24 protein-coding genes are annotated in these 24,208 nt (G+C 63.0%); 6 read left to right on the forward strand and 18 right to left on the reverse strand.

Annotation, left to right across the window (positions count from 1 at the left end):
* Positions 1 to 282: a hypothetical protein gene (locus FJW06_RS10310; RefSeq protein WP_140751200.1), complete on the reverse strand. Its 282-nt coding sequence runs from the start codon at positions 280 to 282 to the stop codon at positions 1 to 3.
* A complete protein-coding gene (locus FJW06_RS10315; RefSeq protein ID WP_140751203.1) occupies positions 279 to 479 on the reverse strand; it encodes a hypothetical protein in 201 nt (66 codons plus the stop codon). Before FJW06_RS10315 ends, FJW06_RS10310 begins: the two co-directional genes overlap by 4 nt.
* Between FJW06_RS10315 and FJW06_RS10320 the strand changes: the two genes are divergently transcribed.
* Complete coding sequence (locus tag FJW06_RS10320) at positions 478 to 1,344, forward strand: SDR family NAD(P)-dependent oxidoreductase (RefSeq protein ID WP_140751205.1); 867 nt, start codon at positions 478 to 480, stop codon at positions 1,342 to 1,344. The genes FJW06_RS10315 and FJW06_RS10320 overlap by 2 nt on opposite strands.
* 8 nt (positions 1,345 to 1,352) lie before the next feature.
* Here the strand turns inward: FJW06_RS10320 and FJW06_RS10325 are convergent, their stop codons facing one another.
* Positions 1,353 to 1,847, reverse strand: a complete 495-nt coding sequence (locus FJW06_RS10325) for a low affinity iron permease family protein (RefSeq protein ID WP_181178222.1) — start codon at positions 1,845 to 1,847, stop codon at positions 1,353 to 1,355.
* A gap of 279 nt (positions 1,848 to 2,126) precedes the next feature.
* Between FJW06_RS10325 and FJW06_RS10330 the strand changes: the two genes are divergently transcribed.
* A complete protein-coding gene (locus tag FJW06_RS10330) occupies positions 2,127 to 3,335 on the forward strand; it encodes a hypothetical protein (RefSeq protein ID WP_140751207.1) in 1,209 nt (402 codons plus the stop codon).
* A gap of 104 nt (positions 3,336 to 3,439) precedes the next feature.
* Here the strand turns inward: FJW06_RS10330 and FJW06_RS10335 are convergent, their stop codons facing one another.
* From FJW06_RS10335 to FJW06_RS10350, 4 genes are all read right to left on the reverse strand, one after another.
* A complete protein-coding gene (locus FJW06_RS10335; protein WP_140751209.1) occupies positions 3,440 to 3,721 on the reverse strand; it encodes a hypothetical protein in 282 nt (93 codons plus the stop codon).
* Between the two features lie 204 nt (positions 3,722 to 3,925).
* Complete coding sequence (locus FJW06_RS10340) at positions 3,926 to 4,567, reverse strand: DapH/DapD/GlmU-related protein (protein ID WP_140751211.1); 642 nt, start codon at positions 4,565 to 4,567, stop codon at positions 3,926 to 3,928.
* A 67-nt stretch (positions 4,568 to 4,634) separates the two neighbouring features.
* On the reverse strand, positions 4,635 to 5,063 hold the full coding sequence (locus FJW06_RS10345; RefSeq protein ID WP_201415521.1) for a CreA family protein: 429 nt from the start codon (positions 5,061 to 5,063) through the stop codon (positions 4,635 to 4,637).
* 141 nt (positions 5,064 to 5,204) lie between these two features.
* Positions 5,205 to 5,708: a cytochrome b/b6 domain-containing protein gene (locus FJW06_RS10350; protein ID WP_140751215.1), complete on the reverse strand. Its 504-nt coding sequence runs from the start codon at positions 5,706 to 5,708 to the stop codon at positions 5,205 to 5,207.
* Between the two features lie 200 nt (positions 5,709 to 5,908).
* Here FJW06_RS10350 and FJW06_RS10355 point away from each other — a divergent pair, with 200 nt between their 5' ends.
* The 4 genes from FJW06_RS10355 to FJW06_RS10370 all read left to right on the forward strand — a co-directional run bounded on the left by FJW06_RS10355 (position 5,909) and on the right by FJW06_RS10370 (position 10,377).
* Positions 5,909 to 6,493: an SCO family protein gene (locus FJW06_RS10355; RefSeq protein WP_073985492.1), complete on the forward strand. Its 585-nt coding sequence runs from the start codon at positions 5,909 to 5,911 to the stop codon at positions 6,491 to 6,493.
* Entirely contained in the window at positions 6,493 to 7,365 is an 873-nt protein-coding gene (locus FJW06_RS10360; protein WP_140751217.1) for a 50S ribosomal protein L11 methyltransferase, read from the forward strand. The genes FJW06_RS10355 and FJW06_RS10360 overlap by 1 nt, the downstream gene beginning before the upstream one ends.
* Positions 7,366 to 7,565: 200 nt before the next feature.
* The gene (locus FJW06_RS10365) at positions 7,566 to 9,410 is read left to right on the forward strand and encodes an aminopeptidase P family protein (protein WP_140751219.1); all 1,845 of its coding nucleotides are present in this window, start codon (positions 7,566 to 7,568) and stop codon (positions 9,408 to 9,410) included.
* A 13-nt stretch (positions 9,411 to 9,423) separates the two neighbouring features.
* Complete coding sequence (locus tag FJW06_RS10370; RefSeq protein ID WP_140751221.1) at positions 9,424 to 10,377, forward strand: hypothetical protein; 954 nt, start codon at positions 9,424 to 9,426, stop codon at positions 10,375 to 10,377.
* 18 nt (positions 10,378 to 10,395) lie between these two features.
* On the opposite strand, the gene FJW06_RS10375 is transcribed toward FJW06_RS10370, so the two are convergent.
* The 11 genes from FJW06_RS10375 to FJW06_RS10425 all read right to left on the reverse strand — a co-directional run bounded on the left by FJW06_RS10375 (position 10,396) and on the right by FJW06_RS10425 (position 23,902).
* Positions 10,396 to 10,692: an AzlD family protein gene (locus FJW06_RS10375; RefSeq protein ID WP_140751223.1), complete on the reverse strand. Its 297-nt coding sequence runs from the start codon at positions 10,690 to 10,692 to the stop codon at positions 10,396 to 10,398.
* Complete coding sequence (locus FJW06_RS10380) at positions 10,689 to 11,417, reverse strand: AzlC family ABC transporter permease (protein ID WP_140751225.1); 729 nt, start codon at positions 11,415 to 11,417, stop codon at positions 10,689 to 10,691. The genes FJW06_RS10375 and FJW06_RS10380 overlap by 4 nt, the downstream gene beginning before the upstream one ends.
* A 227-nt stretch (positions 11,418 to 11,644) precedes the next feature.
* A complete protein-coding gene (locus FJW06_RS10385; protein WP_140751227.1) occupies positions 11,645 to 12,337 on the reverse strand; it encodes a TIGR02453 family protein in 693 nt (230 codons plus the stop codon).
* On the reverse strand, positions 12,337 to 14,544 hold the full coding sequence (gene ligA, locus FJW06_RS10390) for an NAD-dependent DNA ligase LigA (protein ID WP_140751229.1): 2,208 nt from the start codon (positions 14,542 to 14,544) through the stop codon (positions 12,337 to 12,339). Before ligA ends, FJW06_RS10385 begins: the two co-directional genes overlap by 1 nt.
* Before the next feature lie 361 nt (positions 14,545 to 14,905).
* Positions 14,906 to 16,579 carry a DNA repair protein RecN gene (gene recN, locus FJW06_RS10395; RefSeq protein WP_140751231.1) on the reverse strand — a complete coding sequence of 558 codons (1,674 nt, stop codon included), beginning with the start codon at positions 16,577 to 16,579 and terminating at the stop codon, positions 14,906 to 14,908.
* An 8-nt stretch (positions 16,580 to 16,587) separates the two neighbouring features.
* Positions 16,588 to 17,457 (reverse strand): outer membrane protein assembly factor BamD, encoded by an 870-nt coding sequence (locus FJW06_RS10400; RefSeq protein ID WP_140751233.1) that lies wholly within the window; start codon positions 17,455 to 17,457, stop codon positions 16,588 to 16,590.
* Positions 17,458 to 17,658: 201 nt separating this feature from the next.
* Positions 17,659 to 18,606, reverse strand: coding sequence for a UDP-3-O-acyl-N-acetylglucosamine deacetylase (gene lpxC, locus FJW06_RS10405; RefSeq protein ID WP_140751235.1), 948 nt, complete (start codon positions 18,604 to 18,606; stop codon positions 17,659 to 17,661).
* A gap of 398 nt (positions 18,607 to 19,004) precedes the next feature.
* Positions 19,005 to 20,672, reverse strand: a complete 1,668-nt coding sequence (ftsZ, locus tag FJW06_RS10410; protein WP_140751237.1) for a cell division protein FtsZ — start codon at positions 20,670 to 20,672, stop codon at positions 19,005 to 19,007.
* A 67-nt stretch (positions 20,673 to 20,739) separates the two neighbouring features.
* Positions 20,740 to 22,047 carry a cell division protein FtsA gene (gene ftsA / locus FJW06_RS10415; RefSeq protein WP_140751239.1) on the reverse strand — a complete coding sequence of 436 codons (1,308 nt, stop codon included), beginning with the start codon at positions 22,045 to 22,047 and terminating at the stop codon, positions 20,740 to 20,742.
* Positions 22,044 to 22,988 carry a cell division protein FtsQ/DivIB gene (locus FJW06_RS10420; protein WP_140751241.1) on the reverse strand — a complete coding sequence of 315 codons (945 nt, stop codon included), beginning with the start codon at positions 22,986 to 22,988 and terminating at the stop codon, positions 22,044 to 22,046. The genes ftsA and FJW06_RS10420 overlap by 4 nt, the downstream gene beginning before the upstream one ends.
* On the reverse strand, positions 22,976 to 23,902 hold the full coding sequence (locus FJW06_RS10425; protein WP_140751243.1) for a D-alanine--D-alanine ligase: 927 nt from the start codon (positions 23,900 to 23,902) through the stop codon (positions 22,976 to 22,978). Before FJW06_RS10425 ends, FJW06_RS10420 begins: the two co-directional genes overlap by 13 nt.
* Positions 23,903 to 24,208: the final 306 nt, after the last annotated feature.

Consider the following 24,208-nt stretch of genomic DNA (forward strand, 5'->3'; position numbering starts at 1 on the left):
TTACTTGCGCATCGCCTTGAGCTTCTCGGCGGCCGAGGCGGCAAGGTCGGCATAGCGTTCCTCCAGCCGCTCGGCCGCCTTGATGATCGAAAAGTCATGGCCGAACTTCTCCAGCGCCAGCCGCAGCTTTTCGGCGAAATCCGCCTGCTTCTCCAGCGCCTCGAACAGTGTTTTCACCTGCGCCTCGCTGATATCGGGATTGGCGAGCATCTTCGGCACCTCGCGACTCATCTGGTCGCCGTCGGCGGTCTGCTCCTTCAGAATTTCGATCCAATCACTCAAATGCCGAGCTCCTTTTTCAGGACAGCATGCGCGGCAGGCGCAGCGATGGTCAACCCGTTGCGGCTGTCGCCGTCACCCGTTGCGGCTGTCGTCGTGAACCCGTTGCGGCAATCGCCGTCGCTGTCGGGACGAACCAGCCTTGCCTCTGCGGCGCCCGACGCTAAGTTCGGCCCGACCCGAGCAAGGATGGAAATCATGACCAGCGACGCCGAAATCCAGACCGTCCTTCCCGCCTTCGCTTCCGGCAACGTCGCAGTCGTCACCGGCGGCGCCAGCGGCATCGGCCTTGCCGCCGCGAAACGGTTCGCGGCGCTGGGCATGAAGGTGGTGCTTGCCGACATCGGCGGCGTGCGACTTGATCAGGCGAAACAGGCGATCGCCGCGATCGCCGGCGACGACGCCGTGCTGCCAATTCCCACCGACGTCTCCAAGGCGGGAGAGGTCGACCGGCTGGCGGAACTCGCTTACGGGGCCTTCGGCGCGGTGTCGGTGCTGATGAACAATGCCGGGGTCGGCAACAATCCAGGCAAGCCCTGGGAGAACCGCGACGCCTGGAAGCGGCTGCTCGACATCAATTTCTGGGGAGTCGTGCATGGCGTCGAGGCCTTCGCGCCGCGCATGCTCGCCGCCGGGAAACCAAGTCTCATCATCAACACCGGCTCCAAGCAGGGCATCACCACCCCACCCGGCAACCTCGCCTACAACGTCTCCAAGGCCGGCGTGAAGACTTTTACCGAAGGGCTGGCGCACGCGCTGCGCAACGAGCCTGGCGCGAAAGTGTCGGCGCATCTGCTGATCCCCGGTTTCACCTATACCGGCCTGACCGAGGGCGCGGCCGAAAAGCCCGCCGGCGCCTGGACTGGCGAGCAGGTGATCGACTTCATGCTGGAATCGCTGATCGACGACGATTTCTACATCCTGTGCCCCGACAACGAAGTCGCGCGGCCGACGGATGAAAAGCGCATGGCCTGGGCGATCGGCGACATCATCGAGAACCGCCCTGCGCTGTCGCGCTGGCATCCCGATCACAAGGACGCATTCGCGGCCTTCATGAACCGCTGACAGCCGCCTCAAGCCGCCGCTTTCTTCTTGGAGGCGTTCTTCCCGGCCGTCGCCTTCTTTGTGCCCGCGCCAGCGGTCTTGGACGGATGTTTGGAACCGTTCCTCCCGGCCACCGCCTTATCGGCCGCCTTTTCGGCGATCTCGCGATCATGGCGTTTTGCCGCCGTTTCGCATTTCGAGCGAATCTCCTCGACCTCGGATTCCGTCAGATGTTCGATGCCGATGAAGTGGTTATGGGCGCGGCTGACCCTGATCAGCTCGTCCAACTTCGCCTGGATCGCCGCGCCGTCGCGATTTTGCGTGTTCTGGATCAGGAACACCATCAGGAAGGTGATGATGGTGGTGCCGGTGTTGATGACCAGTTGCCAAGTGTCCGAGAAGCTGAAGAACGGTCCACTCAACGCCCATGCAACCACGATCGCCACGCAAATGGCGAAGGTGGACGGCAGACCCGCCAGATGTGCCACCTGGTTGGCTATCCGCGTAAAAACTTTCTCGATCATGCAACTCCCTCGAACCGTGAATGCGCAGGCATTTGCACAGAAACAAGCTGCCGCAAGTTCCGGTTCCGCGGGATCGAGTTTTCGTGCCCGCACGCTGCTGCAATCGGCTACACGCAGAAAGCGCAGGCACACTAAAAAACATCTTATCCGTTTGTTTGCAATAGTGCCGATGCAGGCCAGAAAGCCTGTTCCTTCCGCTTCACGGCGGTTTACCTCCAGCCCCTTCCGCTGCGCCACCCCCGCATGGCGGAAGGGGCACTCACGATCAGAGCGCGGAGCATGACCATCGAAACGCCCCGTCCTGTCACGCGCTATCTTTCCTCCCGATTGCTTGGCGGCGCCGCGTGTCTCGGCCTTCTGCTGGCCAGCGCTGGGGCAAAGGCCGATCCCGGAACGGATCCGAAGATCACCGGCAGCATAGAACAGCACTGGACCACCAACGCGCTGGACAGCGATCGCGCCGTCACCGACTGGTACACGCAGCTGCGCGGTTCGATCGACCAGCAATGGGGCGACGCCGACGCCAATGCCAGCGTCCATGCCGATTTCGAGGCATCCCGCTACAACAGGGCCTCGATCGAGGACGACCGCTCTCTGGCGCTGTCGGCGCAAGCCTTCCGTCGCCTGGAAGCAGGTTTCGAGTTGCGCGGAACGCTCGGCTATCGCGTGCTGAGCACCGGCGACGATCTCGAGATCGGCCCGCTCATCATCGGCACGCGCGAGCTGAAGCAGATCCTCAGCGCGCAAGGGCAGCTCGGCATCGATCTAGGCAACGCGACTTCGCTCACCATCGAGGCCATGGAAAGCATCGAAAAGGTCGGCGATACCCATTTCCAGGACGATCTCATTTCGCCGACCAAGCTTCACGCCGACCGCATCCTTTCCCAGATCGCGGCAAGATTGACGCGGACCTTCGGCGAATATGCCTTCGGCGGCTCTACATCGGCACTGCTCGCCTCGGTCGAACGCGTCGGCTTCCCGCCGCTCCAGCTTTCCTTCTTCCAGTACACCGCGCAGGCCGAGGCGGCTTTCAAAGGTAAGGACGGCTCGAGTTTCGGCCTGGCGCTAGGCGCGCAGTATTTGCGTGGCGCGGACGGCATCTATGAGCGCGTTTTGCCGGCCTGGCAGGCAAATTTCGTCCAACCGCTGCCGAAGGGATTCGAGCTGCGCGGCACCTGCTTTGGCCGCTACGAAACGTCCGACACCGACGATCCGCTCGCCTCATGGCTGCGCCGCGCCGAGCTCGAGCTTGGCTTGAAGCTGCGCGAAAATCTTGCCGTCGGCACCGGAATCTTTGCCCAGCTCAAGGACAATCTGCTGCTTGAGAATGTCGAGCGCAGCAAAGGCGTCTATGCCGAGGCGACGTGGGGCGCCACCAAGACGCTCAACATCGTGTTCCGTATCGATTACTCGCAGAAAGTAAAGACCATTCTCGACGAGCATGAAAACACGGTCGACGCCTTCGTCGGCGTGCGCACGAACATCTGACGTTGGCGGCCAAGGCCGCCAGTCAGCGATCAGAAATGACAGACAGGAGGGTGTGCGAGACCCTCCTGCCCGTTATTGCGGATGCTAGCTGTCCGCGCTTCTGCTCAGTGCTTCTTCAGCGAGTAGTTGTTGCTGCCGACGTTGACGCCGATCCCGCTGAGGATACCGGAAACGACATTGGTCTTGTTGCCGTTCAGAATGCCCGAAACGACGTTACCGTTGAGGATGTTGTTGCCGTTGAGCACGCCATTCAACGCGCCGAGATTGACGTTCGGCGACACGTTGATGAGGCTGCCCGAGCTACCACCCCAGCCACCGGCGTAGGCGCCGGCGGGCGAGAAGGAAACAACAACAGCTGCCGTGAGTGCAAATACGAACTTCTTCATGACTACTCTCCTTTGTTGCTTGCGGTGTTCCTTCAACTTCACCCCTGTATTACCTCCGAATTGATTTGTACATTTTGCGGAAATGCTTGCAACCGCAGAGTGGTGAATCCGATCTATACACGCCGTTTTACAATTTTTAACGCTAATCTTTTACGTTAAAAACCTTGGTTACGGACAATGGTAAATCGATGGGGTGCAGGTAGATCAGGGGGTATCGTGTTCCCAGCGATCGAGAAAGACTTCGATCGGCATGGCCTGCATGTCGGGAATTGCGCGCGCCAGTTTCTTGGGCGCCCAGTCCCACCAGGCGAGGGCTTCGATGCGTGCCGCGATTGTGGCGGAGAAACGCCGGCGCAGCGGCTTTGCCGGAACGCCGGCCGCGATCGTGTAAGGCGCGACGTCATGCGTCACAACGGCATTGGCGCCGATGACAGCGCCATTGCCGATCGCGACGCCCGGCATGATGACCGCGCCATGGCCGATCCAGACATCGTGGCCGACACTGACCGATTTTGCCTGCCGGCGCGCGCGGAATTCTGTGTCGACGCCCAGCCAGCGGAAATACTCGTTCGGCCGGTAGCTGACCTTGTGCTGCGTCAGCCGCTCGATCGGATGCTCGAGCGCGTTGATGCGGCTGTTGGCGGCGATCGAGCAGAACTTGCCGATCGTCGTGTAGATCGCCTCGCAATGGCGTTCGAAATAGGTAAAGTCGCCGACACTCACCTCGCGCAGGATCACCCGCTCGCCGATCGAGGCATAGCGGCCGAGCTTGCATCCCTTCAGCTCCGCGGTCGGGTGGATGCGCGGCTCAGGGTCCTTGAGGACGAGGTTTTCAGGACGGTCCATGAAGCGGCTTTACGCCGGCGGGGACCGCCCCGCAAGCGCGACCTGTCCCCGGATAAACCCTCGGAGCCTATTGCGGCTTGCCCTTGGTCCACACCACGTTCTGGCCGTAAAGCGGTACTGTCGTGACCGACATCTTCGCCGAGCCGTTCTGCACCTGGCGCGAATGCGACAGATAGATCAGCGTCTCGTTCTTCTTGTCGTAGATGCGGTTCACCACCTGCTTCTTCCATATCAGGCTGAGGCCCTGCTTGAACACCTCCTCGCCGCCCTCGCTCATGTCGATGTCGCCGACGGTGATCGGCCCGGTCTGGCGGCAGGAGATCGAGGAATCGGAAGGATCCTCGAACCAGTTGCCCTTGTGCAGCCGGTCGATGATGCTGCGGTCGAAATAGGCGACGTGGCAGGTGACGCCGTCGACTTTCGGGTCCTTGATGGCGTCGATCATGATGTCGTTGCCGACCCAGTCGACACCCACTTTACCCACCTCGTCAGCCATCGCAGCGCCGGCGCTGAGGGCAAGAGATGCGGCGAACAAGCTGATCAGTTTTCGCAATGGTTGCCTCCTCGGTTGGCATTTGCCGATGTCAGGTGGGACAGGATCGTGGCGTTTGCAAGCCGCCGATGACTTACAACGAGGCTATGCCTGCCGGAAGGCCAACATCTGCCGCAGCACGTTTGACTTCAGCACGAAGTGCTGGACGAGCGCGCCGACCACGTGGAGCAGCACAAGATAGAGCAGCGCATTCTTGCCGACGACATGCACGAGACCCGCGCCTGGCACCTGCAGGAACCACGCCGCGGCGCCGGAAAGCGGAACGATGAAGATGAGCGCGTAGATCACCAGATGCGTCGCCCTGGCGAGCAGCCGCAGCGCCGGATGCTCCATCCCCGACACCGGCGGGACGCCGCGCATTGCCCGCAGCCACAGCCGCCAGGCGGCGAGCACCAGCACCGCAAGGCCGAGCACGACATGCATATAGGCGAGCGGCCAATCGCTGGCGGCGGCTTCCTGCCCACGCCGCAGCGCGCGCCACACATGCTCCATGCCGTCATGGGCAACGAACTGGACCAGGATGAGCGCCGCGATGCTCCAATGCAGCCATATCTGGGTCTTCGAATAAGATATCGGCGCGCCGCCCATCGGGTTACTCCATCACCAACGTCTACGGAACATAGTTGGGAAGCCACACCGTTCAAATTAAGGATCGGTAAGGCTCCGCGCCGCGATCCGCCTGCCTGGCCGCTTGCGGCAACGCGACATCTTTGCGCCCACGGCGCCGACCCGTTAAGACTGTCGCCAAACTGGCTTTTAGCCTGAGCAATGGCGGCGGACATTCACTGATGATGCGTTCAATCCTGATCGGCATTCTCGTCCTGATGGCGGCGGGAATCGGCTGGCTGACATTCGACTGGTACCGGGGCCATTATGGCGGCGAGCCCTTCGGCGCGCCCTTCACCCTGGTCGACCAGAAAGGCGCGCCGATCACCGAGGCCGCCTTCAGGGGCCACCCAAGCGTCGTCTTCTTCGGGTTCACCCATTGCCCCGAGGTCTGCCCGACGACCCTGTTCGAGCTCGCCGGCTGGCTGAAGACGATGGGCGACAGCGGCAAGAACCTCAACGCCTATTTCGTCACCGTCGATCCGGAGCGTGACACGCCGGAGACGATGAACACCTATGTCAGCAACTTCTCCGACCGCATCACCGGCATCACCGGCGATCCGGACAAGGTGCATGCCATGGCCAAGGCCTTCGGCATCTATTGGAAGAAGGTCGACACCGGCGACGGCGACTACACGATGGATCACACGGCCTCGGTGCTGCTGCTCAACGCCAAGGGCGATTTCGCCGGAACCATCGCCTACGGCGAGAGCGCCGACACCGCCATCGCCAAGCTGAAGCGCCTGGCAGCCGGCGGCCAAACCTGATGGCGCAGACCAGGCTCCACCTCACCGCCAACAAGGTCGAGGCCGACCGCATCTTCGCGGCGCTTGAGGCCGCCTTCGAGGAGGACGGCCTGCCGCTCGCCGTGCTGGAGCTCGATGAGGAAAAAGACATCCACGAAGTGTCGCTCTATGCCGATGGCGACGTCGATCCCGTCGAGGCGCAGGTCAGGGATATCCTCGCCGGTCTCGGCCTGCCGAAGGCCGTCGAGCGCGAGGTCCTTCCCGATGTGGACTGGGTGTCGCGCTCGCTGGAAGGCCTGAAGCCGGTGCGCGCCGGCCGCTTCCTCGTCCATGGTTCGCATGACCGCGCCAAGCGCCACGCCGGCGACCTCGCCATCGAGATCGAGGCGGGCCTTGCCTTTGGCACCGGCCATCACGGCACCACCGCCGGATGCCTCGAAATGCTGGAGCAGGTTGTGCTGCGCGAACGGCCGCGCAACGCGCTCGACCTCGGCACCGGCAGCGCGGTGCTCGCCATCGCGCTGGCCAAGCTGGCGCATATCCCGGTGCTCGCGACCGACATCGATCCGGTCGCCGTCCGCGTCGCCGCGGCCAACGCCCGCCTCAACCATGTCAAGGCGCTGGTCGAGACGGTGACGGCGCCGGGCTTCCACAACCCGATCTTCGCCAGGCGCGCGCCTTTCGACCTCATCGTCGCCAACATCCTGGCCCGGCCGCTGATGCGGCTGGCGCCGGAAATGGCCAGGCACGTCAGGCTCGGCGGCTCGCTGGTGCTCTCCGGCATCCTCGACCGGCAGCGCGACGCGGTGATCTCGGCCTATGTCGGGCAGAGCTTCCGCCACGTCCGCACGCTCCACCGCGAAGGCTGGGTAGCCATCCACCTCAAGCGCTGAGGCCGGGTTGCATCCAGCCGATCTGGCCCTGCCGAAATCGATTCCGGTTTTCAAGATCATGCGCTACGGTCGCCGCAAGAGCATGATCCCGAAAAGTGGGAACCGGTTTTCGGAGAAAGATCATGCTCCAACAAAGAGTTAGATCGTGAAGGCGATTCAACGAAACGCCATCGCGATCTATCCACTCGAGGGAGCCAAAAATGTTCCAGACCTTTGATTCCGCTGGTGATCCGGCCGTCGGCAAGCCGCGCGTGGCGCTGCTGCGGCAATGGCTGGCCGAGAACGGCCTGGACGGCTTCATGGTGCCGCGTGCCGACGAGCACCAGGGCGAATATGTCGCCGACCGCTCGGCGCGGCTGAAATGGCTGACCGGCTTTTCCGGTTCGGCCGGCGTCGCGATCGTGCTGCGCGACCGCGCCTTCATCTTCGTCGACGGCCGCTACGCGCTGCAGGTGCGAAATGAGGTTGATCTCTCGATCTTCACCGTCGAAAGCCTCATCGACAATCCGCCGGCCAACTGGATCAAGGACAATCTCGGCAAGGGCGCAAGGATCGGCTTCGACCCGTGGCTGCACACGATCGGCGAGATCAAGGCGCTGAAGGCGTCGGCCGAGCAGTCCGGCGCGACATTGGTGCCGCTCGACAGGAACCCCATCGACATCATCTGGAAGGACCAGCCGGAACCGCCGCGCGCGCCGGTCGAGATCCACCCGCAGAACCTTGCCGGCGAACTCGCCAAGGATAAGCTGGCGCGGCTGGCGAGGGCGATCGAGAAGGATGGCGCCACCCATGCGGTGCTGACCGATCCCTCGTCGATCGCCTGGGCCTTCAACATCCGTGGCGGCGACGTGCCGCATACGCCGCTGGCGCTCGGCTTTGCCATCCTCGCCGCCGACGGCAAGCATCAGCTGTTCATGGACCAGCGCAAATTCTCGCGGCAGGTCGCGGCCTACCTCACCCAGCTTGCCGATCCGCACGATCCAGGCGAGTTCGAAGCCGCGATCATCGAGCTCGCCAAGGGTGGCGCCAAGATCGCGCTCGATCCCGTGCTGGCAGCGGAGAAGCTCCGCATGCTGGTCGAGGACAATGGCGGCAAGGTCGTGCTGGCCGCCGACCCGGCGCGCATTCCCCGCGCCACCAAGAACCAGGCCGAGATCGCCGGCAGCCGCGCCGCGCATCGCCGCGACGGCGCGGCTGTCGCCAAGCTGCTGTGCTGGCTCGACCGCCAACCGCCTGGCTCACTCGACGAGATCGCCGTCGTCACCAAGCTTGAGGAAGTGCGCCGCCAGACCGGCGAGGAAACGCAGATGCCGCTGCGCGACGTCTCCTTCGACACGATTTCCGGCGCCGGCCCGAACGGCGCCATCATGCATTACCGCGTCTCGCGCGCCACCAGCCGCAAGCTTGAGAGCGGCGAGCTGTTCCTGCTCGATTCGGGCGGCCAGTATCAGGACGGCACCACCGACATCACCCGCACCGTGCCGATCGGCGAGCCGACCGAGGAGATGCGCGAGCGCTTCACGCTGGTGCTGAAGGGCATGATCGGCATCTCGACGCTGCGCTTCCCCGCCGGTACGCGCGGCTCGGAAATCGACGCCGTTGCCCGCATAGCGCTGTGGAAGCATGGCTGCGACTTCGCCCATGGCACCGGTCACGGCGTCGGCTCCTATCTCGCCGTGCACGAGGGGCCGCAGCGCATCGCCCGCACTGGTACCGAAAAACTGCTGGCCGGCATGATGCTGTCCAACGAGCCCGGCTACTACAAGGAAGGTGCCTACGGCATCCGCATCGAGAACCTGATCCTGGTGACGCCGGCGGAGCCGGTCGAGGGCGGCGACATCGCCATGCACGGCTTCGAGACCCTGACGCTGGCGCCGATCGACAAGCGGCTCATCCGCACCGATCTTCTGACGCGCGATGAGTTGCACTGGCTCGACCAGTATCATGCATGGGTGCTTGCCGAGATCGGCCCGATGGTGGACGGCGAAACGCTGGCCTGGCTTGAGAAGGCCACGGCGCCGCTGCCGCACGACGCCAAGATTTGATTACGTCGAAGCTATGGCTCGCTATCTAGTTCTGCACGATCTGCGCTCGGATCAATACGGAGCCTACGACACGCTTATATACTGTGGAGTTACGGGATTCTTTACCTTAAAAATCGGCTCAAAGCAGAGAACACACCGATTCTTTCACTTGGAACACAAGGTCGGCGACGTTAGTCAGTCTAACGATACCATAATTTCAAATTACATAGCAAAGAAGGCAATACGAAACGCTTCCGCAGAACAGTTCAAGGTATCCGAGCTTTTGACGACTCCTGGGTATACAATCGGCCGCATTGTTAGACCAGCAAATGGATTCGGAGCGGTTTATGCGTATAAAACTGACGAGAAATCAACGAACGAGTACCTAGACCTTTACGCTCAAATAAATGCTTTCATGAATCGACTTTCGGAAATTTCAAGGGTCGTCCATCCAACGAAGGAAAATTTTTCGGCGCACGGATATGAGATACGAAGCTTGTTAATATTGGCATGCACTGAAGTTGAACTTCTATTCAAACGAATCCTTTTCGAAAGACCCAGCCGAAATAACCAAAATATGGCAAATTTTTTTAAGTTAACAAAATTGGCAAAATTGGATGAATACAGCGTGACTTTCAATTTCTTTCGAGAATTTGGAAATATAGAGCCGTTTTCCGATTGGTCAGGAATACCACATTATCAACCACTATGGTGGTATCAATCATACAACAAAACAAAGCATGACAGGCATTCTGAATTTACTGCCGCTAGTTTAAAATCTCTCATTTACTCTATTGCAGCTTGCGCCATATTATTGAAAGCACATTCCCCCCTCTCTGTTTTTGGGTCTAAAAGGCACCCCCTTGTCGAAAATTTCGAAACGAACTTTACCTTGAAATCCCCCAATTGGGCAAAAAATGAGCAATATTGGATGATACCAGGACGTCCATTGAAAATGATACCTGTTTCCGAGGCGAAAATAATCTGACTTTACGGGCCATGAAATCTACCCGACGAACTGCCGCGCGATTATCAGCACGGCCGCGCCGGCCAAGAACATCGCCATCAACCCGCCGCGCAGCGAGACCAAAGCAGTGACGATCAGTGCCGCCCATTCGGCCGGCCCGGCACCAAGGACGGCCGGCGCGACCAGCGTCGTCAGCACCGCGGCCGGCACGGCGTTGAGGCCGGCTTCGACGCGCGGGTGGATATTCTCGAAGCGCGATATGACGAGGTGGCCGCCGATGCGGGTCAGATAGGTGGCGATCGCGCCGGCGAGGATGATCCAGAAGGTCGTGCTCACGGCCGCTCCCCTATTCCGCTATGGTGCGGCGGCAGGATCACCGCCAGGAGGACGCCGGCAAGCGCGCCAATCGAGACATGCCAGGGAGAGCCGACGGTTCTGTAGGCGATGATCGATGCGGCCGCGCTTGCGGCGACGACTGGCAGCCACAGCGGCCGCTTGCGGAAACCGAGGACGAGGCCGAGGAAATAGATTGGCAACAGGAAATCGATGCCCAGCGCATGCGTATCCGGGATCATCTTGCCGAACACCGCGCCCAACCCGCTTTCGATCACCCAGAACACGTAGACTGGCAGGCCAAGCCCAAGATACCAGACAAACCCGACCGGTTTGCCCGATACGGCCCTCGCCTCCGCTACGGCGAATTGCGGGTCGGTCAGGATGAAATAGCCGGCGGCCTGCTGCAGCAGCGGCCAATGCGCGATGCGCCGGCCGATCCCGGCCGAATAGAGCACATGGCGGAAATTCACGGCGAAGATCGACAGCACGATCAGCCACGGCGCGACATGCTGGCCGAACAGCTCGATGCCGACCATTTGGCTCGCGCCGCCATAGATCATGGCGCTCATCAGGAATGCCTCGAGCACCGAGAAACCATTGTCGACGGCGATCGCGCCGAACAGGATCGCGAACGGCGCCGAGGCGACGACCACCGGCATCGACAAGCGCACACCGTCCCAGAAATCGCCGCCGGCCCTGCTCTCAGAGATTGCTTCCGCCGCCATCAAGCCGCTCCCAATGCATGTCGCCCAGAAGTGCGCAGCGGTTCTGGGACAACGACATGCATCAACAAAAAGACTTGAAGCGCATCGCCCGAATCCGTTCAGCGCGACGCGCTTCAAGTGCGGTTTGATTTAGGGAGCGTCGCCCTCAATGTCACACCAATTCGCTTGACCCAGCGATCAGCGGAACTGATCGCCGGGGGCTTGGGCCGCTCGACCGTGGCCTTGGGTCAGATCTTGACAGCTGTCCCCTGGATCGCCCTGCCCCAGTCGAGCAGCGGCTTGGCGCGAAGCGTGAAGCCGACGAGATCGTCGACCAGCGCCGGCGAATGGATCGTCGCCGGATCGATGTCGTGCCTGACCACGAAATGCCGGTTGCGCACCGCTTGGGCGAGATCCTCGTCGCCGACATCCTCGAAACCGCGCGGTGCCCGCTTCAGGCGGTCCTCCGCATCGAGCTCCAGGCCGGCCTTCTTGAGCGATGAGACCATGGCCCGGAACGCAGCCGGTTTGGTCACGATCGCCTTGCGCATCGCCTGCAGCAGTTCGGGCGCCGGCTGCCACCAGGCAACGCCGGCGAAGCAGCGCTCGAGCCCGATATGCACATAGAAGACGCCCTGCTCCATCTTGGTGCCGTCGGGCGAGAGGATCGCCGAGAGGTGCCGGTTGTAGGGCCGCTTGTCCTTGGAGAAGCGCACGTCGCGATTGATGCGGAACAGAGACCTCTTGCGGTCGCCGCGCAAGCCGAGCTTGGCCGCCTCGAAGCGTTCGCTGAGTGTCTCGACCAGATCGCAGAACGGCCCATGCAGCTCGCTGTCGAAGAGGTCGCGGTTCTCCTGGAACCATTCACGGCTCTGGTGGAAATCGAGCGCCTTCAGGAACGGGATGGCCTTTTGCCCGAAACCTTTGAACGCGCCCGTCATCAGCCGCCCCTGCCGATGCGCCGCAGCCAGGTATCCTCGTCGATGACCTCGATGCCGAGGTCGCTCGCAACTTTGAGCTTCGAGCCGGCGCCGGGACCCGCCACCACCAGGTCGGTCTTGGCCGAAACGGAGCCCGCCACCTTGGCGCCGAGCCGCTCCGCCATCGCCTTGGCTTCCGAACGTGTCATCTTTTCCAGCGAGCCGGTGAACACCACCGTCTTGCCTGAGACCTCGCTGCCGGCCGAGATTTCCATGACATAGGGTTTCGGGTGGACCTGCGCGAGCAACGCATCCAGCACGTCGTCATTGCGCTCATTGCCGAAGAAGTCGCGCAGCGCGTTGATCACCGTGTCGCCGATGCCGTTGATCGATGGGAAGACGGTATGCGGATCCTCTGCCTTTGCCGTCTCCTTGCCGATCCGGATGAGCTCCTCGATGGTCGAGAACTGGCGGGCAAGCACGGCCGCCGTCGTCTCGCCGATATGGCGGATGCCGAGCGCGAAGATGAAACGGTCGAGCTCCGGCTCGCGCCGCGCGTCGATGGCGGCGAAGAGTTTGTCGAGGCCTTGATAGTTGCGCTCCTCGACGCTGCGCACATTCTTGCGCGTCTTGCCTGAAGCTTCCTCGCGCAGCCGCGCCTGCTCTTCCCGCCGCTCGGCCAACGCCCTGGTGACCGCCGGACGGCGATCCTTCAGCGTAAAGATGTCGGCGGCGGTCTTCACCAGCCCCGCATTGAAGAAGAGGTCGATGTTCTCCGCGCCGAGGCCCTCGATGTCGAGCGCGCCGCGCGACACGAAATGGCGCAGCCTTTCCACGGCCTGCGCGGCGCAGATCAGCTCGCCTGTGCAGCGGCGGCGCGAATCCTCCTTGCCCGTCTTCTCGTTGATCTCGCGCGTCGCCGGCGAGCCACAGACCGGGCAGGTATGCGGGAATTCGTAAGGCACGGCATCGGCCGGCCGCTTGTCGATGACGACGCTGACGATCTGCGGGATGACATCCCCTGCCCGCTGGATCACCACCGTGTCGCCGATGCGCACGTCGATGCCGTCGCGGATTGGCTGGCCGTTGCTGTCGAAGCCTTTGATGTAGTCTTCATTGTGCAGCGTGACATTCTCGACCACCACGCCGCCGACGGTCACCGGCGCCAGCCGCGCGACCGGCGCCAGCGTGCCGGTGCGTCCGACCTGAATGTCGATCTTCTCGACCGTCGTCATCGCCTGCTCGGCCGGAAACTTATGCGCGACGGCCCAGCGCGGCTCGCCGGTGACGAACCCCCAGCGGCGCTGCAGGTCGAGCTGGTCGACCTTGTAGACGACGCCGTCTATGTCGTAGCCAAGCGAGGAACGCTGCTCCTCGATCCGGTGGTAATGCGCGATAAGTTCGTCGATCGACTTCGCCCGCACCATCAGCGGGCTGACCTTGAATCCCCACTCCTTGAACTTCTGCACGGAATCGTACTGGGTCGGAGCCGGATCGGCAGTGGTATAGCCCCAGGCATAGGCGAAGAATTTGAGATTGCGGCTTGCGGTGACCGACGGGTCCTTCTGGCGCAGCGATCCGGCCGCCGTGTTGCGCGGATTGACGTAATCCTGGCCGCCTGTAGCCGCCGAGCGCTGCTTCAGCGCCTCGAATTCGGCATAGGTCATGTAGACCTCGCCGCGGATTTCAATGACCTCCGGCCAGCCCGAGCCCTGCAGCTTCTTCGGGATGTCGGCAATGGTCTTGAGATTGGCGGTGATGTCCTCGCCGACCGTGCCGTCGCCGCGCGTCGCGCCCTGCACGAACACGCCGTTCTCGTAGCGCAGCGAGGCCGACAAACCGTCGATCTTCGGCTCGGCGGTGAAGGCGATGTCGAGGTCCTTGTCGCGGTCGAAGAAGCGTCTTCCGCGCTCGATGAAATCGGCGACGTCCTGGTCCGTATAGGCCTTGGCGAGGCTGAGCATCGGCACCGCGTGGCGGACCTTGGCAAAGCCTTCCGCCGGCGGCGCGCCGACCCGGCGCGACGGCGAATCCTCGCGCACGAGATCGGGGAAGCGCGCCTCGATCGCGAGATTGCGCCGCGCCAGCGCGTCATACTCGGCGTCGGAGATCGTCGGCGCGTCCTCGGTGTGATAACGCCGGTCGTGCTCCGCGATGTCCGCGGCGAGCCGCTTCAGCTCCTCCGCGGCCTCGCTTTCGCTCAGCGATTCGACTGGTTTTTCCGACATGGAACGCGGTCCTCGATCAATGCATGTCGCCCAAAAGTGTCGTGCGGTTTTGGGATAACGACATGCATAAAACAACAACCCAAGCGCAGCGCGCTTGGCGGCGGGCCACTATAAATCAGGATTCGCCGGCATGAAGTCGGCTTGCGCAAAAATCATTCCCGAACAGCAAGATGCAGCCATCTGCTGACTCAACCTGCAGGCTGGGAGGACCAAGCTCCAAGGATGTGTTGCGATTCAGGTCAGGCCGCGTCGAGAAGGCTGATTTCTGAGAACCGGAGCGGAGCGTACTTGAAGTACGTGAGCACCGGAAGCGCAGGAAACCACCGTTCGCAGACCGGCCTCACCGGAATATCAGCACATCCTAAGCTGCTGCCGTGTTCTCGCGTAGCAGCCGCTCCGCCGCCGCGCGCGCCTCGTCGGTGATGACGGCGCCGGCCAGCATGCGCGCGATCTCTTCCTGGCGCGCGGCGCGGTCCATTTCGGCGATGCCGGTGGCGACACGGTCCTTGCCGCCGGATTTCGAGATCAGGAAATGCGTCGCCGCGCGTGCCGCGACCTGCGGCGCATGCGTGACCGAGAGTACCTGCACCCTTTTCGACAGCCGCGCCAGTCGCTGACCGATGGCGTCTGCCACCGCGCCGCCGACGCCGGTGTCGATTTCGTCGAACACAAGCGTCGGCGCCGAGCCACGATCGGCAAGCGCCACCTTCAAAGCCAGCAGGAAGCGCGACAGCTCGCCGCCCGAGGCGACCTTCATCATTGGCCCCGGCCTGGTGCCCGGATTGGTCCGCACCCAGAATTCGACCTGGTCAATGCCTTCTTCCATGCGGCTTTCGGCATCGCTTCCCATTTCGACGATGAATTCGGCCCGTTCGAGCTTCAGCGCCGGCAATTCCGCCATGACAGCCTTGGTCAGGCCCGCAGCCGCCGCGTGGCGCAGCGACGAGAGCTGTGCGGCGGAAATATCGTAAGCCTCGCGCCCGGCAGCCGCCTGCTTCTCCAGCGCATGCAGCCGATCCTCGCCGGCATCGAGGTCGGCGAGATCGGCCATCATCGTGTCGCGCAGCTGCGCCAGGTCGTCGACCGCGACATTGTGTTTGCGCGAGGCGGCGCGCAGCGCGAAAAGCCGCTCCTCCGCCTTCTCCAAGCGCTGAGGATCATATTCGGTGGCGCGAAGCGCGGCCTCCACGCCGGACTGCGCGGCGTCGAGCGAGATCATCGCCTCGTCCAGCGACTTCACCACGTCTTCGAGCAGGCCCGGCGCTTCGCCCGACTTGCGCTGCAGCCGGCGCAACAAGCTGGCAAGCTGCGGCAGGGGCGAGGACGGCCCCGACAGCACATCCTGCGCGTCATGGATCTCGGCGGCGATCTTTTCCGCGCGCATCATCGTCGCGCGCAACTCGGCCAGATCGGTCTCTTCCCCAGGCTGCGGATCGAGTTTAGCGAGCTCGGCCACGGAAGCGCGCAGATAATCGGCCTCGCGCGCCGCCGCCTCGACCTTGGCGCGGTGCCGGGAAAGCTCCTGCTCGCAATTTCGCCAGTAGCGCCAGGCTTCGCTCGTGCCGCGCACGGCGCCCAGATGGCCACCGAAACTGTCCAGCAACTCGCGATGCGCGCCGGGATCGACCAGGGCGCGCTCGTCATGCTGGCCATGGATCTCGACCAGCGCGCGGCCGACATCGCGCATCAGCGTGACGCTGGAAGGCTGGTCGTTGACGAAGACGCGGGTGCGGCCGTCGGCCGTCTGCACGCGGCGCAGGATAATGTCGCCATCGTCCTCGATGTCGTTTTCGGCGAGCAGCGCGCGTGCCGGATGATTGCGCGGCACGTCGAACACGGCAATGACCTGGCCCTGCGCGGCGCCATGGCGGACGAGCGAAGCATCGCCGCGTGCGCCGAGCGCCAGCGATAACGCATCGAGCAGGATGGATTTGCCGGCGCCGGTTTCGCCGGTCAGCACCGAAAGCCCAGGCAGGAAGTCGATGTCCAGCTTCTCGATCAGGACGATATCGCGGATCGACAGTCTGGACAGCATCGCTAGCTTCAGGCGCCGGTGATCAGCTTCCCGGCCTTAGAGATCCACGAACCGGCATTTTCGCGCGGCTCAAGCCCGTTGCTCTGCAGGAGCTTGTAGGAATCCTTGTACCACGGGCTGTCCGGATAATTGTGACCAAGCACTGCCGCGGCCGTCTGCGCTTCCGAGGTCAGGCCCATCGCATAATAGGACTCGGTCAGGCGCGCGAGCGCCTCCTCGACATGGCGGGTGTTGGAATAGTTTTCGACCACGGTGCGGAACCGCTTCACGGCGGCGATGTATTCGCGGCGCTCGAGATAATAGCGGCCGATCTGCATCTCCTTGCCGGCAAGCTGGTCGTTGGCGAAGCGGATCTTGTCCTTGGCGTCCGGGACATATTCGGAGTTCGGCCAGCGCGTCACCAGATCCTGCATGGTCTGGATGGTCTGGCGCGCCTCCTTCTGGTCCTGGGTGACGTCCTTGATCTGCCGATAGTAGCTCAAGCCGATGATGTATTGCGCGTAAGCCGCGTCGTCGGTCGACGGATAGAGCGTCAGATAGCGCTTCGCGGTTCCGATCGCCTCGTCGTAATTGCCGGCGCGATAATCAGCGAAAGCGCCCATCACCATCGATTTGCGCGCGAATTCCGAATAGGGATGCTGGCGATCGACGGCGTCGAACTTCTTGCTGGCCTCATCGAGGCGGCCGGCATTCATGTTGGCCAGGCCTTGGTTGTAGAGAACGTCGGCCGGTTCGGTCTGGTCGACATAGGTCGCCAGGTTGACGTCCTTCTCGGAGGACATGCAGGCCGACAGCACGAGCGCGGGAGCAACCACCGACAGCGCCAGCAAAACACCCCGACGCGGCGCTACCGATTGACCAACTCGCGAAAAAAACATGTTTGGATTCCGCCCCTTCGGCGTCGTTTCGGTCCGGGCCGAAGCCTTAAACCATTATCCCCTTGCCCGGCAACGCTATGTCCGGCCAATCGCACATTTTTGTGGCGGGCTGACGCCACGCCGGAGGTTGTACAATTTCAGCGATTCGTGATGCAATCATGCAACACAAGCCGTCCTACGAAACCAGAAAACGGTTAAAAATCAGATCACCCAAGGTGCGTAGACCGGCCGGCTGACGGCAATCATCTCGGCGACGCGGCCGCGCTCGCGGCGCCGGGTCTCGACGATTTCGAAAGCCGTGTGGTCGGAAAGCAGCCGGCGCAACGCGGACGCGTTCATCCGGTGGCCACCGCGATAAGAGCGGAAGCAGCCGATGAAGCGCGCGCCGGCCAGCGCCAGGTCGCCCATGGCATCCAGCGTCTTGTGGCGGGCGAATTCATTGGGATAGCGCAACCCGCCGACATTGATGACGCGGTTGTCGTCGCCGATGACCAGCGAGTTCTCCAGCGACGAGCCGAGCGCATAGCCGGCGGCCCAAAGCCTCTCGACGTCCTTCATGAAGCCGAAGGTGCGGGCGCGGGCGATGTCGCGGCGGAAGATGTCAGGATTGATGTCGGAGGCGAATTGCTGGCGGCCGATCGCCGGGCTTTCGAAATCGATCTCGACCTCGAATCGCGTGCCGTCATAAGGGCGGAACTCCGCCCAGGAGGCGCCGGCTTCCACGCGCACCGGCTTGACGACGCGGATATAGCGGCGCTTAACCGTCAGCGTCTCGATGCCGGCCTGGTCGAAGGCTTCGACGAAAGCCATGGCGCTACCGTCGAGAATGGGGACTTCCGAACCGTCGATCTCGATGACGAGATTGTCGATGCCGAGGCCGAACACCGTGGCCATCAGATGCTCGACTGTGCCGATATGCTCGCCGGCCGGATCGCCAAGCATGGTGCAAAGATCGGTGGCACCGACTTCCGCGACCAGGGCACGGATCTCGCGGGTCTGGCCGCCGTTCGAAAGATGGAAGACGATGCCCGTATCGGCATCGGCGGGGAGGAAATGAACGGTGACGGTTTTGCCGCTATGGACGCCGATGCCAGCCAGCGTCGCGCGCGATTTCACTGTCGTCTGATAGTCGTGCAAGAGTAACCCCATAGCCCCAAATGCCTGCGTCCGCTCTATCGGCCTTGGGTATCTTGCAGCCAGGTGAACCTGGCGCTCGCATAGGATGCGGCAAAATAAGCAAGAGCATGCGGCTCTGTGTGATCGGCAGGCAGGGCTACTCCCCGAATCCCAGCGAACCGACTTTAGTCCGTGGGGAAGATAATGATCCGCCCTGGAGACTCCAAATCACGGTTTCTTACCCCGTGTAACTGCGGGGTGCTGTCAAAAATAGCCAATAAGCCATTGTTTTTAACCAGCTTTGCAAAAACAACAGGCAGACGATTTCTCGTCTGCCTGTTAACAACTGTTATATATCGTTAACGATCGGCGGTCGGCCGTATCGACGATAGTCGGTTCGCCGGATCACGATCGGCGATCCGCCGGATCGATCAGTTGGCCTGGCGGCGCAGGAAGGCCGGAATTTCCAGCTGGTCGTCCTCTTGGACCGTGCGGGCCTGCGGCGTCAGCCGGCCCTGATCGTCGAGCTGCCCGCGGCGCGGCGCGTAGAGCTGCGGATCCTGGCTGGCGAGACGGCGCATCTCGGGCGCGGCCTGGCGCAGCTTCGGTTCGCGCGGCTGCGCCGGCTGGAGACGGGCCGGTTCTTCCTCGCGGCGGGTAAGGCCGTTGGTCAGGCGCTTGATCAGCCCCATCGGACCGCTGTTCTCATGGTCCGCCGGCCGGGTCTTGGCTTCAACCTCAGCCCTCACCACCGGCGGAAAGTCTTCCACGCGCGGCATGCGTTGCGGCGCCGCGGCGACCGGCTGCGGCATCTCGCGCTGGGGCGCGGGCTGCTGCATGACCTGCGGCTGCATCATCGGCTGCGGCTGTGGCTGCGGCTGGGCCGGCGGAGCCTGGAAGATCTTGCTCTGCGGCCGGAAGTCGTCGACCGGCGCGGGGCGCGGCTGTGCCATGGCGGCGGCATTCGCCTCGGCAAGCTGGATAGCCTCTGCGACCGGATCGACCGGGCGCGGCTCATAGACCTGAGGCTGAACCGGAGCGGGACGGATCTCGGCGGCCGGAGCCGTCGCCGGACGGGCGGCCGGCTTCTGCGGCGCCCGGATCGAGATCGGCGCAGCCGCGATCTCGGCCGCCGACTTGTCGATGCCAGTGGCGACGACCGACACGCGGATCACGCCTTCCAGCTCCTCGTCGAAGGTGGCGCCCAGGATGATGTTGGCGTCCTGGTCGACCTCCTCGCGGATGCGGGTCGCTGCCTCGTCCACCTCGAACAGGGTAAGATCGCGGCCGCCGGTGATCGAGATCAGCAGGCCCTTGGCGCCCTTCATCGAGGTTTCGTCGAGCAGCGGGTTGGCGATCGCGGCTTCCGCGGCGGCCATCGCGCGGCCTTCGCCCGATGCCTCGCCCGTGCCCATCATCGCCTTGCCCATCTCGCGCATCACCGAGCGGACATCGGCGAAGTCGAGATTGATCAGACCTTCCTTGACCATCAGGTCGGTGATGCAGGCAACGCCCGAGTAGAGCACCTGGTCGGCCATGGCGAAGGCATCGGCGAAGGTGGTCTTGTCATTGGCCAGCCGGAACAGGTTCTGGTTCGGAATGACGATGAGGGTGTCGACGCATTTCTGCAGTTCCTCGATGCCCATGTCGGCCGTCTTCATGCGGCGCTGGCCCTCGAAATGGAACGGCTTGGTGACGACGCCGACAGTAAGGATGCCCTTCTCGCGCGCCGCGCGGGCAACCACCGGAGCCGCACCCGTGCCGGTGCCGCCGCCCATGCCGGCGGTGACGAAGCACATATGAGTGTTGGAGAGGTGATCGATGATCTCGTCGATGCACTCTTCCGCCGCCGCGCGGCCGACTTCCGGCTGCGAGCCGGCGCCGAGGCCTTCGGTGACATGCGCGCCGAGCTGGATCAGCCGCTCGGCCTTCGACATGGTCAATGCCTGTGCATCGGTGTTGGCCACCACGAACTCGACGCCGCGCAGGCCGGCTGTGATCATGTTGTTCACGGCATTGCCGCCGCCGCCGCCGACACCGAACACGGTGATGCGTGGCTTGAGCTCGGTGATGTCCGGCTTCTGCAGATTGATGGTCATTGTCTCCGTCCTTTGCCTTTCCCGCCGCCTCGCCGCTGCGGCCGCCTATGGGGCTGTCCCCGTCAAATTAAAAACTGTCTCTCAACCACTGACTCATGCGATGCAGTTTTCCGCCTGTTCCGGTCATCCTGAAACCGGAAAGTCCTTTCGCCGAATGGCTCTCGAAGCTCGCCATCTGCGGATAGATCATCAGTCCGACCGGGGTCGAGAACGCCGGCCCCTTGGCCGCCTCAGGCAGGCCTGCGACGCCAAGCGGACGACCGATGCGCACATTGCGCCCGAGAATGCGGCGCGCTGCTTCGGGCAGGCCGGCGAGCTGGCTGGCGCCGCCGGTGAGCACAACGCGCTTGCCGACGGCATTGCCGTAGCCGGACTTGTTCAGCCGGTCGCGCAGAAGCTCCAGCGTCTCGTCGATGCGGGCGCGGATGATGCGCGTCATCACCGAGCGCGGTATCTGCAGCGGCACATCGCCCTCCTCGCCGATCGGCTGGATCGAGACGAGGTCGCGGTCGTCGGCGCTGCCGGGCAGTGCCGAGCCATGCATCACCTTCAGCCGCTCCGCGGCATCGAGCGAGGTCGACAGCCCCTTGGCCATGTCGAGCGTCACATGGTTGCCGCCGATGGCGATGGCGTCGCCATGCACGAACTTGCCTTCCGAGAAGACCGAGATGGTCGTCGTGCCGCCGCCCATGTCGATGCAGGCGGCGCCCATTTCGAGCTCGTCATCGACCAGCGAGGCAAGCCCGCTGGCATAGGGCGTCGCCACCATGCGTTCGACCGACAGATGCGAGCGGTTGATACAGAGTTCGAGGTTGCGCATCGGCGCTGCGTCGCCCGTCAGCACATGCATGTCGACGCCGAGCGCATCGCCCACCATGCCGCGAGGGTCGCGCATGCCGCGCTCGCCATCGAGCGAGAAGCCGACGGGCAGCGAATGGATCACCTCGCGCTCGGCCCGAAGCGCCTGCTTGGCGCCGGCGGCGAGCACGCGCTTGATGTCGACTTCCTCGACCTGATGACCGCCGAGATTGATCGTCGCCGAGAAGGCTTCGCTCTTCAGCCGGCCGGCCGTCATGTTGACGATGAGGGAATCGACGGTGAGTCCGGCCATGCGCTCGGCCGCGTCGACGGCAAGCCGGATGGCATGCTCGGCGCGGTCGAGGTCGACCACCACGCCCGACTTCACGCCTTGCGACTTCTGATGGCCGATGCCGATCACCTGGATGCGGTGCGAACGCCCGCGCAGGAGCTTGCCGTCCTCGTTGGGCTTCAGCTTCGCCACCACGCAGCAAACCTTGCTGGAGCCGACATCGAGCACGGTGAGCGTGCCCGACCGGCGCGAAGATTGATCACCGCTGCCACCAAGCCAGCTCATATCTTCGTCTCCGCCTTGCGCTTGGCCAGGTTCTTCGGCTTGTCGCTGAGCGCGGCTTCGCGTTGCGTCGCCGCCTCCGGCGAGAGCTCCACCACAAGCCGGTCGGAGAGCCGCATGTCGACGGCAGCGATGTCGCGCGTCAGCAATCCGTTGTCATGATCGATCTTGACCAGCTCGGCGATCGCCTGGTCCTCATTGTCTTCCGGCAACTTGATCGTGATGCCGTTCTCCAACCTCAAGTCCCAGCGCCGCTCGCCGACCCGGATGTAGCCTTTGACCCGCGCCGCGATCTCGGGATAGCGCTTGATCTTGTCGAGAAAGGCCGGCGCCATCGCCGGTGCGCCTGCGCCGATGATCAACGGCAGCAGCGCCTGCTTGCCGCCCGAGAACGGCGCGATCACCTCGCCCGACCGCTCGATGACCGAAACCGAAGTGCCCTGTTGCCAGAGCGCGAAGGGCTCGCGCTCCTCGATGCGCACTTCCAGCGTATGCGGGTAGATCTTGCGCACTGCCGCGCCCTCGACCCAGGGCAGCGTCGCGATGCGCTCGCGCGCGGCCTCGGCATCGAAACCGATCAGCGAGGTCCAGCCATCGAGGCCGAGCCGGTCCAGCACGTCGATCTCGGAGGTCTGGCGATTGCCGACCACCTTGATCTGGTCGACGGCAAAGCCGGTGCGGGCCGTAATGCCCTGCACGATGCTGTCGGTGTAACCGCCGAGAAAGGCGCCGTAGGCGCTGCTCGATGCGATCAGCGCGGCGGAAAGGATCGCCGCAGAGAAGCGCGGCGCTTCGTACTCGCCGTCGCACAGGCGCGCCAGCACGCGCATCGGCCGGCGGAACTGACGCGGCAACACGAAACGGTCGAATGACAGCGACATGCCAAACAGCGCGGGCCGAGCCGCGCCGCCGCCATTACCCTGTCCCCACCTCAACGCAGACACGAAGCGTCCTCCACCATCCAACTCAACAAATCGCCGAACGAGTGTCCCGCTTGCGCGGCGATTTCAGGCACCAGAGACGTCGGCGTCATGCCCGGCTGAGTGTTGACCTCGAGCCAGACAACCTCGCCGTTTTCGGAGTGACGGTCGTCGTAACGGAAGTCCGATCGGGAAACGCCCCGGCAGCCAATGGCAAGATGAGCCTTGAGGGCCAGTGTCTGTATTTTTTGGTAAATATTCGGTGAAATTTTAGCAGGGATTTCGTGTTTTGATCCGCCGGGAACGTATTTTGAATCGTAATCGTAGAAGGAATGCCCGGTCGGGATGATCTCGCAGACGCCGAGCGCCACATCGCCCATCACCGCGCAGGTCAATTCGCGCCCATGGATGTAGCGCTCGACCATGACGGTCTCGCCATATTGCCATTCGGTCGAGCCGATCACCTGCGGCGGATGCGACTGCCCCTCATGTACGATGACCACGCCGAAGCTCGACCCCTCATTGACCGGCTTGACCACATAAGGCGGCTTCATCGGATGCTTGTTCTGGACGGCGAAGCGGTTGACCACCTTGGATTCCGCGACCGGGATGCCGGACGCCTTGGCGATCTTCTTGGCCTGCTCCTTGTTCATGGCGAGCGCCGAAGCGAGCACACCCGAATGAGTGTAGGGAATTGCGAGATATTCGAGAATTCCCTGAATGGTGCCGTCCTCGCCGAACGGACCGTGCAGCGCATTGAAGGCGACGTCGGGCTTGAGCTCGGCAAGCATAGCTCCGACATCGCGCGAAACATCGACACGGGTGACCTGATAGCCTTCACTCTCGAGCGCATCCGCACACGCCTTCCCCGAGGACAGAGACACGGGCCGCTCCGAGGAGAATCCACCCAGGAGGACAGCCACATGCTTCTTCTTCATTCCCGTCATCCCCTCTCACGCCGGGCCTGCAACCGATATTCCCGCACCGCATTTCGGCGCATTGAGTCCGAGTCTTCCGGCAGGTTGCCCCCCAGACGGAAAACGCGGCTGAACGCGTCGAACGACTCAAATCAGGAAACGCTTTAGGGCAGAGAATCAGAGAGTTGATTCGCTGGCAAGTACCTACGATTCCGAGAGATTCACTTTCCGCGAAAACGGCCGCAAAAAGTGATTTGTGAGTCTTTAAGGCAACGCTTTCGCGGCCTTTTCAAACCGCTGGAAGTTCAAGCATCACATGAACTTGAG

Origin of the sequence: Mesorhizobium sp. B4-1-3, assembly GCF_006439355.1 — a bacterium.
Lineage (GTDB): Bacteria > Pseudomonadota > Alphaproteobacteria > Rhizobiales > Rhizobiaceae > Mesorhizobium.